This window comes from Methylobacterium sp., assembly GCF_028290105.1.
Taxonomy (GTDB): Bacteria; Pseudomonadota; Alphaproteobacteria; order Rhizobiales; family Beijerinckiaceae; genus Methylobacterium.
The window spans coordinates 1-9,569 of the sequence record NZ_JAQGKL010000053.1 but is presented as its reverse complement, the minus strand read 5'-3'; the positions used below and the strand labels follow the sequence as shown (position 1 = coordinate 9,569).

Sequence of the window (9,569 nt, the reverse complement as noted above, 5' to 3'; positions counted from 1 at the left end):
GGCGATGTCGGCGTATTGGTGCGGACGGCGGGACTCGAACCCGCACAGCCTTTCAGCCGCAAGATTTTAAGTCTCGTGCGTCTACCGGTTTCGCCACGTCCGCATCCGGCCGCCAGCGGTAGCGGGGCCGGCCGGGGAGATCAAGGCGCCCAGCCATAGAGCCAGGCGTAGCGGCGGTTCATGCCCTCGGGACCCAGGCGTCCCATCACGGCGTTGCGCACGCGGCCGACGAGGGCACCCGCATGATAGGTCCGGCCGTTCGCGCAAGCGGCCTTCCGCACCCGGCGCACGCGGTCGCGTCGGGCAGCATTGTAGAGGGCGAGTGCGGCGGGGAGATCGAGGACCGTACCGGCCGGTCCGATGGCCTTGGCGAGAACAACCGCGTCTTCGATCGCGAGGGCGGCACCCTGGGCCAGGAAAGGCAGGATCGGATGGGCGGCATCGCCGATCAGGGCCAGACGCCCGCGCGCCATCGGCCGCGCCACCGCCCGGTCCTCCAAGGACCAGACTAGCCAGGAATCGGGCACCGCCAGCAGGCTGGCCAGGGGCGCGGCGGCGTCCCGGAACCGGGCACGCAGGTAGGCGGGCTCGCCGAGCTGGCCCCAGCCCTCGCTCCCCGTGCGTTCGGGGATCACCGCGACGACATTGACGTGCTGCCCGCCCCGGATGGGGTAATGCACCACGTGGCGGCCCGACCCGAGCCAGAGGCCGGTGGCGTCCCCGTCGAGATCCGGGGGCAGTGCCTCGCGCGGGACGATCGCCCGCCAGGCCGCCGCCCGGCAGGAGCGCAGGTCCTGCCCGTCGAGTTGCCCGCGCAGGCGCGAGCGGACGCCGTCGGCACCGATGACGAGGTCCGCCGCGAAGGTCTCGGCCCGGGCGGCGCCGCTTTCGAAGGTGAGATCCGCACCGTCGAGATGTTCGGCGTATCCGGTGACGTCGCGGCCTACGAGGAGGCGGATCTTCGGACGCCCCCGGACGGCGTCGAGGAGCAGCGTCTGCAGGTCGGCCCGGTGGATGACGTAATAAGGCGCGCCAAAGGCCTCGCGATGGCTCGCGCCAAGCGCAACGCCACCGATCTGCTGACCATTCTGGAGTGCGCGCACCACGACCCGGGGCGGCTCGCTGGCGGCCCGGCGCAACGCCGCACCGAGTCCGAGGCCGATCAGCACCCGGCTCGCATTCGGCGAGAGCTGGATGCCAGCCCCGACCTCACTGAAGCCGGTGCGCCGCTCGATCAGCGTCACGGAATGGCCGGCGCCGTCGAGGGCGAGGGCGGCCGTCAGCCCGCCGATCCCGGCTCCCACGATGGCGATGCTCAGTCCCGGCACGGGGCCGATCCGCTTCGGCGCGTCAGGCGGCGGCCGCCTTGCGATCGTCCCAGACGCAAACCGCCGGATCGGAAGTTCCCGCGGCCAGCGTGGCGCGATAGCGGAACAGCGTCGAGCAATACTGGCAGATGATCTCGTCCTCGGTGCCCATGTCGAGGAAGATGTGCGGGTGGTCGAAGGGGGGCTTCGCGCCGATGCACATGAACTCCTTCGAGCCGACGTGGATCACGGCCACCCCGGGCTCGTTGTGAAAATGCGGCACCGCCTTGTCAGCCATCGCCTCGTCCTGCCTGCCGGCCCGGTTGCGGGTTCGAACTCCCGAACGCAGGCACCGTGTTTTGGGGATCTGCCAGGATCCAGTCTCTAGCGGCTCGCCGGTCGCACGCCTAGTGCATCGCGACAGGCCCCGCCGCCCTGCCCGCCCTGCAACGCACGACCGAGCCGTCGAGGGTTGGCCTCACGCACGCGCCACCGTACATAAGGAGCGATCCGATACGGCAGACGCGCGAAACCTCTCCATGACCCAGAACGAACAGGCCGTCGCCGAGAGCGGACGCCGCGCGCCCTTGCCGCCGATCCACGGCCCGGAAGCCTTCGAGGGCATGCGCAGGGCCGGCCGGCTCACCGCGGAGGCCCTCGACGTGCTGATGGAGGCGACCGCCCCCGGCGTCACCACCGAACACCTCGACAAACTCGCATACACCTTTGCCATGGACCACGGCGCCTATCCGGCCTCGCTGCTCTATCGCGGTTACCCGAAGTCGATCTGCACCTCGATCAACCATGTGGTCTGCCACGGCATTCCCAACGACAAGCCATTGCGCGAAGGCGACATCGTCAACCTCGACATCTGCCTCATCGTGGATGGCTGGCACGGCGATTCGAGCCGCATGGCCTATGTGGGCGAGGTCCCGCGCAAGGCGCAGCGCCTCTGCGAGATCACGCATGAATGCCTGATGCGGGGCATCGCGGCGATCAAGCCGGGCGGCTCCACCACGGATATCGGCCGGGCGATCCAGGCCTACGCGGAGGCCGAGCGCTGCTCCGTGGTGCGCGATTTCTGCGGCCACGGCCTCGGGCGAACCTATCACGACGCGCCCACCATCCTGCATTACGTCGAGCCGAGCTACGACGTGAAATTCCAGCCGGGGCAGTTCTTCACGGTGGAACCGATGATCAATCTCGGCCGCCCGGCGGTGAAGGTCCTCTCCGACGGCTGGACCGCGGTGACGCGCGACCGCTCGCTCTCGGCCCAGTTCGAACACACCGTGGCCGTCACGGAGACGGGGGCGGAGATCTTCACCTTCTCGCCCAAGGGGCTGCACCAGCCGACCGCCACGGCCGTCTGACCGCCGCACCGTGGTCTTCCGGCCGCCGCCCAGACCTGATGTTTCGGACGGCGAGCCACCGAGGGCCGAGCCGAAGGAGGCCGAGCCGCATTACCTCGGCCATCGCGACCGGCTGCGCGCCCGCTTCGCACAGGCCGGCGCCGACGCGCTGCCGGATTACGAACTCCTTGAACTCGCGCTGTTTCGCGCCATTCCGCGCCGGGACGTGCAGCCGCTCGCCAAGGCGTTGATCCGGCGCTTCGGCAGCTTTGCCGAGGTGATCAGCGCCGAGCCCGCGCGACTTGCCGAAATTGAAGGCATCGGCGCGGGGGTCATCGCCGACCTGAAGCTCATAGAAGCGGCAGGCCACCGGCTCGCCCGTGGCGCGATCGCGGACAGGCCGCTGCTGTCCTCGTGGAGCGCCGTGCTCGGATATTGCCGGGCGATCATGGCGTTTGCGCCCCGCGAGCAGTTCCGAATCCTGTTCCTCGACCGGCGCAACCACCTCATCGCCGACGAGGTGCAGGGGCGCGGGACCGTGGATCACACGCCGGTCTATCCGCGCGAAGTGGCGCGCCGGGCGCTGGAGCTCTCCGCCACGGCGATCCTGCTCGCGCACAACCATCCCTCCGGCGACCCGACCCCGTCCGCCGCCGACATCCGGATGACCCGCGAGATCATCGGGGTGCTCGATCCCCTCGGAATCGTCGTCCACGATCACATCATCCTGGGTCGCGAGGGACATGCCAGCTTCAAAGGCTTGAAGTTGATCTGATCGTGCTACGTTGCACGCAAGGGAGGTGGGCGCGGACCCCGTTGTCGGGCCGCTGGCGCGCCTCTTGCCTGAATGGTGGCGTTTCAAGGGGGAGGCGCGAATGGCGCTCGCTGCATTCGACGAGATGACCGGCCTGCCCGACGGGGCGCTGAACGACCCCAACGTGCGCGAAGCCTACAACAGCCTGAAGACCTGGCTCGACACGACGCCGCCCGAGCATTTCAACACGCGCCGCAGCCAGGCCGAGATGCTGTTCCGGCGCATCGGCATCACCTTCGCGGTCTACGGCGCCAACGAATCCACCGAACGCCTGATCCCGTTCGACATCATCCCCCGCGTCATCACCAAACCGGAATGGGGCTTCCTGGAGCGCGGCCTGAAGCAGCGCGTCACCGCCATCAACGCGTTCCTCAAAGACATCTACGGCGCGCAGGAATGCATCAAGGCCGGGATCATTCCCGCCGACCTCGTCTACCGCAACCCGCATTACCGCATGGAGATGCGCGCCTTCCGGGTGCCGCACGACCTCTACGTCCACATCGCCGGCATCGACATCGTGCGGACGGGCGAGAACGACTTCTTCGTGCTGGAGGACAACGCCCGGACCCCGTCCGGCGTGTCCTACATGCTGGAGAACCGCGAGGTGATGCTGCGCCTCTTCCCGGAGCTCTTCTCGCGCCACCGCGTCGCCCCGGTCGAGAACTATCCGGACGCGTTGCTGGCGACCCTGCGGTCGCTGGCGCCCTCCACCGCCACCCGCGACCCCACCGTCGCCCTGCTCACCCCCGGCCGCTACAACTCGGCCTTCTACGAGCATTCGTTCCTGGCCGATAAGCTCGGTGTCGACCTCGTCGAGGCCTCCGACCTCTTCACCAAGGACGACGTGGTCTACATGCGCACCACGGAAGGCCCGCGCCGGGTCGACGTGCTGTACCGCCGCCTCGACGACGACTTCCTCGACCCCCTGGTGTTCCGCCCCGACTCGGTCCTCGGCGTGCCCGGCATCATGAACGCCTACGAGCGCGGGACCGTGACGCTGGCCAATGCCGTCGGCACCGGCATCGCCGACGACAAGGCGGTCTACAGCTACATGCCGGAGATCGTGCGGTTCTTCACCGGCGAGGAGCCGATCCTGCACAACGTGCCGACCTATCGCTGCCGCGAGAAGGAGGCCTTCGCCTACGTGATGGACAACCTCGCCGACCTCGTGGTGAAGGAGGTCAACGGCTCCGGCGGCTACGGCATGCTCGTCGGACCCCACGCGACCAAGCGCGAGATCGAGGAGTTCGGGCGCAAGCTCCGCCACGCGCCGGACGGCTTCATCGCGCAGCCGACCCTGGCACTCTCGACCTGCCCGACCTTCGTCGCCTCCGGCGTCGCCCCCCGGCACGTGGACCTGCGCCCCTTCGTGCTCTGCGGCTCCGACGAGATCCGCATCGTCCCCGGCGGCCTGACCCGGGTCGCCCTCAAGGAGGGGTCGCTGGTCGTGAATTCGAGCCAGGGCGGCGGCACCAAGGACACCTGGGTCCTCGACGCCTGAGACCACCGCGAGGCTTCCGGCGGCCTGCGCCGGAAGCCTTTTCAAATCGCCGCCGCCTCCGGCATAGTCCCTTCAGCCCAGCGGCCGCCGCCCTTCGCGCCCGGCCGGCGTCTCAACGGAACCCCATGCTGTCCCGGACCGCAGACAACCTGTACTGGCTCTCGCGCTACGCCGAGCGGGCTGAGTTCGTCGCCCGAATCCTCGATGCCGCCCTGCGCCTGGCCGCCCTGCCCTCGAGTTACGGCGGCGGCGAGACCAACGAATGGGCGTCCGCCCTCGCCTCGGCCGGCGATCCGGAGGTGTTCAAGCCGCTCTACGACAGCGTGACGGAAGCGACGGTCTGCGACTTCCTCGCGTTCAGCCCGCACAACCCCTCATCCATCCGGTCCTGCATCGAGACCGCGCGCGAGAACGCCCGCAGCGTGCGTACGGCGCTCACCACCGAGATGTGGGACGCGATCAACGGCGCTTGGCTCGAACTGCGCAACTACGAGGGCCGGGACCTCAACCGCGACGAGTTCACCCGCTTCCTCGACTGGGTGAAGAGCGTGTCCCTGGCCTTCGACGGCTCGGCCTACCGGACCATGCTGCGCAACGACGCCTACTGGTTCACCCGCCTTGGCACCGGCGTTGAGCGCGCCGACAACACCGCCCGCATCCTCGACGTGAAGTACCGCATCCTGCTGCCGGCCTCGGAGCGGGTCGGCGGCAGCCTGGATTATTTCCAGTGGACCACGATCCTGCGCGAGGTCTCGGCCTTCAACGCCTATCACTGGGTCTACCGCGAGAGCATCAAGCCGCTGCTGGTGGCCGATCTATTGATCCTCAACCGACAGATGCCGCGCTCGTTCGCCAATTGCTACGGCGTGCTCGTGGAGCATCTCGACCTGATCGCGGACGCCTATGGCCGGCGCGGCGCGAGCCAGCGCCTGGCGAGCAACACGCTGGCGCGGCTTGAGGGCGAGAACATCAACCGCATCTTCGCCTCCGGCCTGCACGAGTTCGTGACGGAGTTCATCGCCGAGAACAATCGTCTCGGCGCGGCGGTCATCGAGCAATATCTGGTATAGGGCCGGCCCGAGCCCGCCGCCGCGCAAAGGTCGCCGCATGCGAATCCGCGTCTTCCACGAGACCAATTACACCTACGAGCAGCCGGCCCGGGGCCTGATCCAGGTCCTGCGCCTGCGCCCGCGCGACCATGACGGGCAATATGTCCGGCGCTGGCGCATCGAGCCCTCCGTCGATGGACGGGTGAGCGAGCGCGAGGACGGCTTCGGAAACGTGGTTCACTGGTTCACCGCCGACGAGCCGGCCGAGACCCTGTCGATCCGCGTCACCGGCGAGGTCGACACCATCGAGATGCACGGCATCGTTCGCGGAACCATCGAGCGCCTGCCGGACGTGTTCTACCTGCGCGATTCGGATCTGGCGCTCGCCAATGACGGGATCCAGGCGTTTGCCCGCGAAGTCGCGGCGGCCGGCGACCCGGCGCCCCTGCCCTGTCTGCACCGGCTGCTGGAGGCCGTTCACGAGCGGGTCGCCTTCGTGCCGGGGCCGGCCAGCGCCAGCACCAATGCCGCGCAGGCCTTCACGCAGGAAAAGGGCGTCTGCCAGGACCTGACGCACCTGTTCATCGCGGCTGCGCGCCATCTCGAAATTCCCACCCGGTACATCTCCGGCTACTACCACCACGCCGATGGCGATACGGACCAGGGGTCCGGCCATGCCTGGGCGGAGGCCCTCGTTCCGGGCCTCGGTTGGGTCGGGTTCGATGCCGCCCACGGCATCGCCACCACCGAGGCGCATATCCGCGTGGCGGTCGCCCTGGACTACCTTGGGGCGGCACCGATTCGCGGCAGCCGCATGGGCGGCGGCACCGAGACCCTGGACGTGACGCTTCGCGTCGAGCAGGCACAGGCGACCGTTCAATCCTGATCCTGACGGCGGATCGCCACCGCGCGCGAACACAAAGCCCGAGAAAGACCCAGTCATGACCTATTGCGTCGGCGTCCTCGTCGAAGAGGGCTTGGTGATGATCGCCGACACCCGGACCAATGCCGGGCTCGACGACATTTCGACCTATCGCAAGCTCCACCACTTCAACGTCCCCGGCGAGCGGGTGATGATGCTGGCCTCGGCCGGCAATCTCTCGATCACGCAGTCGGTTCTCAGCCTGCTGGCCGAGGGCGTCGAGGGCGATGCCGGCGAGCCGAAGATGAAGCTCGTGGAAGCGCCGACGATGTTCCAGGCGGCACAACTGGTGGGCCGCGCGATCCGCCGGGTGCGCGAGATCGAGAAGGCGGGCTTCGAGGCGGCGAACCTGCGTTTTTCCGTCTCCCTGTTGTTCGGCGGCCAGATCGGCGCGGAGCCGATGAAGCTCTATCTGATCTACTCGGCCGGCAACTTCATCGAGTGCAGCGGCGACGCGCCGTTCCTGCAGATCGGCGAGCATAAATACGGCAAGCCGATCCTCGACCGGGCCGTGAAGTACGAGACGGACCTCTACGACGCGCTGAAGGTCGGGCTCGTCTCGATGGACTCGACCATGCGCTCGAATCTCGGCGTCGGATTGCCCATCGATATCGCCCTTGCCCGGCGCGGCGCCCTCGACCTGGAAGTGAACCACCGGATCGAAGCCGGCGAGAGCTACTTCCACGACCTGCGCGAGCGCTGGTCGGCGGCACTCCGCGCGGCGCACCGGGCGATCCCGCGTCCGCCCTACGGTCCATCGGCCGCAAAGTAGTCAGGCCGGCGTTCGACCCAGAAGCGTAAGGGCGCCCTCCGCCAGTCTGCGCGTGAGGTCGGCGGCATCGGTCTCGCAGGCGAGCGCAGCGGCTTGGCCGGACCAGAGGGGTGAGTAATCACCCGCCCCGCGCCGTTCGGCCTCGATCCGCAGAGGCTGGAGGCCGATTGCCGCCCGCGGAAATGCCGGGGCGTCGGAGCGCATCGGCCCGAGGTCGTGGATCACGCGGTTGACGATCCCGCGCGCGGGCCTTCCCGTGAGCACGTTGGTGATCGTCGTGTCCTCGTCCCGGGCCGCGCGCAAGGCCTCGCGGTGAACGTCCGAGATGCCGGAATCCGGGCAGCGCAGGTAGGCCGTCCCGACCTGGACGGCGCTGGCGCCGAGCATGAAGGCCGCAGCGACCCCGCGTGCGTCGGCGATGCCCCCGGCGGCAATGACGGGAACGTCCACCGCGTCCACGACTTGCGGCACCAGCGCCATCGTCCCGACCTGACGGCCGGGATCATCGCCGAGGAACATGCCGCGATGCCCTCCGGCCTCCACACCCTGGGCGATGATCGCGTCCGCGCCGCGCTCGGCCAGCCAGCGCGCTTCACGCACGGTGGTGGCCGATGAGAAGACGCGGCATCCGAGCGCCCGCAGCCGGTCCATGATCCACGCATCGGGCAGGCCGAAATGGAAGCTGACGACGGCAGGACGAAGGTGCTCGACGACTTCGAGCATCGCCCCATCGAACGGCATGCGCTCGGCCATCGCGACGGGCATCGACGGGTCGAGGCCGACCTCGCGGTAATAGGGCGCGAGGGTGGCCCGCCAGGCGGCCTCCCGTTCGGTGTCGGGCCGCTCCGGAACGTGGCAGAAGAAATTGAGGTTCAGGGGCCTATCCGTCCGCGCGCGGATCGCGGCCACTTCGGCGCGGACCCCGTCCGGCGTCAGGGCGGCACAGGCCAGGGAGCCGAGACCGCCCGCACCACAAACCCCGATTGCGAGCGTCGATTTCGGTCCGATCATCGGCGCCTGGATGATCGGGTGCTGGACCGCGACGAGATCGAGAAACCGGTTCTGGCCCCACATGCGATGCCGCCTCTCAGCCTATGGACGATCGGAACGCCCGCTTTCGAACGCGAGGAAGCGCCTGGCCTCCGTCCCGGGATCCGGGCTGCGCATCAACGAACCCATGACGGCGACGCCCGCAGCCCCCGCCGCATAGCAGGTCTCGACCCGCTCGGCCGTGACGCCTCCAAGCGCCAGGATCGGAAGGCCGAGGGCGGCAGCTCTGGTGAGGGCGCCCGGGCCGAGGGCGGGTCCGTATCCAGGCTTGCTCGCGGTGGCGAAGATCGGACTGAGGGTGGCATAGTCGGCGCCACCGAGAAAGGCCGCGTCGACCTCGTGGATGGCGTGCGCTGAGATGCCGAGGAGGCCATTCGGGAGAAGCGTCCGCGCGCGTTCGATTTCGGCCGGCGTGGGCCCGCCCGGCAGATGCACGCCGTCCGCCCCGAGTTCCGCGGCGAGGACGGGATCACCGCCGATGGTCAGGAAGCCGCCATGCGCGCGCACGCGCTCGGCGACCGCGCGTGCGAGGGAACGGCGTGCGTGATCCGGCAGGTCGCGCTCGCGAAACCACACCCAACGGACTCCGGCCGCCAGGAGACCCTCTATGGTTTCGACCAGCCGGTGCGCGGCTCGCAGGGGAGGGTCGGCGAGCGATCGCTCGGTCACGGCGAGCAGCCGCGAAGGCAGCGTCCTCACCCTCGTGCGTCCATGCGCGACGAAGCACTCACGAACCGACCAGCCCCAATTGCGGGCTCGACGGCTCGGCCCGGCCGCGCTTCGGGATACGGCCGGCGCAATGCTC

At 69.0% G+C, this 9,569-nt stretch carries 10 protein-coding genes and 1 tRNA gene; 6 read left to right on the top strand and 5 right to left on the bottom strand.

The window, feature by feature from the left end:
• Positions 1-16 precede the first annotated feature (16 nt).
• From JWQ05_RS04170 to JWQ05_RS04160, 3 genes are all read right to left on the bottom strand, one after another.
• Positions 17-103: transfer RNA gene (locus tag JWQ05_RS04170), tRNA-Leu, on the bottom strand.
• A gap of 37 nt (positions 104-140) precedes the next feature.
• Positions 141-1,328 carry an FAD-dependent monooxygenase gene (locus JWQ05_RS04165; RefSeq protein ID WP_299654921.1) on the bottom strand — a complete coding sequence of 396 codons (1,188 nt, stop codon included), beginning with the start codon at positions 1,326-1,328 and terminating at the stop codon, positions 141-143.
• 22 nt (positions 1,329-1,350) lie between these two features.
• Positions 1,351-1,605 (bottom strand): zinc-finger domain-containing protein, encoded by a 255-nt coding sequence (locus JWQ05_RS04160; RefSeq protein WP_299654918.1) that lies wholly within the window; start codon positions 1,603-1,605, stop codon positions 1,351-1,353.
• 241 nt (positions 1,606-1,846) lie between these two features.
• On the opposite strand from JWQ05_RS04160, the gene map reads away from it, so the two are divergent.
• The 6 genes from map (at position 1,847) to JWQ05_RS04130 (ending at position 7,714) form a co-directional block, all read left to right on the top strand.
• Positions 1,847-2,677, top strand: a complete 831-nt coding sequence (gene map, locus JWQ05_RS04155; RefSeq protein WP_299654916.1) for a type I methionyl aminopeptidase — start codon at positions 1,847-1,849, stop codon at positions 2,675-2,677.
• 10 nt (positions 2,678-2,687) lie between these two features.
• Positions 2,688-3,431, top strand: coding sequence for a DNA repair protein RadC (gene radC / locus JWQ05_RS04150; RefSeq protein WP_299654913.1), 744 nt, complete (start codon positions 2,688-2,690; stop codon positions 3,429-3,431).
• A gap of 100 nt (positions 3,432-3,531) precedes the next feature.
• Positions 3,532-4,971 (top strand): circularly permuted type 2 ATP-grasp protein, encoded by a 1,440-nt coding sequence (locus JWQ05_RS04145; RefSeq protein WP_299654910.1) that lies wholly within the window; start codon positions 3,532-3,534, stop codon positions 4,969-4,971.
• A 125-nt stretch (positions 4,972-5,096) separates the two neighbouring features.
• Entirely contained in the window at positions 5,097-6,041 is a 945-nt protein-coding gene (locus JWQ05_RS04140) for an alpha-E domain-containing protein (protein ID WP_299654907.1), read from the top strand.
• A 37-nt stretch (positions 6,042-6,078) separates the two neighbouring features.
• Positions 6,079-6,906 carry a transglutaminase family protein gene (locus tag JWQ05_RS04135; RefSeq protein WP_299654904.1) on the top strand — a complete coding sequence of 276 codons (828 nt, stop codon included), beginning with the start codon at positions 6,079-6,081 and terminating at the stop codon, positions 6,904-6,906.
• Positions 6,907-6,961: 55 nt separating this feature from the next.
• Positions 6,962-7,714 carry a peptidase gene (locus JWQ05_RS04130; protein WP_299654901.1) on the top strand — a complete coding sequence of 251 codons (753 nt, stop codon included), beginning with the start codon at positions 6,962-6,964 and terminating at the stop codon, positions 7,712-7,714.
• Here JWQ05_RS04130 and JWQ05_RS04125 read toward each other — a convergent pair whose 3' ends face one another.
• Both JWQ05_RS04125 and JWQ05_RS04120 read right to left on the bottom strand, forming a co-directional pair.
• The gene (locus JWQ05_RS04125; RefSeq protein ID WP_299654898.1) at positions 7,715-8,788 is read right to left on the bottom strand and encodes a nitronate monooxygenase; all 1,074 of its coding nucleotides are present in this window, start codon (positions 8,786-8,788) and stop codon (positions 7,715-7,717) included.
• 18 nt (positions 8,789-8,806) lie between these two features.
• Positions 8,807-9,340: a thiamine phosphate synthase gene (locus JWQ05_RS04120; protein WP_366944550.1), complete on the bottom strand. Its 534-nt coding sequence runs from the start codon at positions 9,338-9,340 to the stop codon at positions 8,807-8,809.
• Between the last annotated feature and the right edge of the window lie 229 nt (positions 9,341-9,569).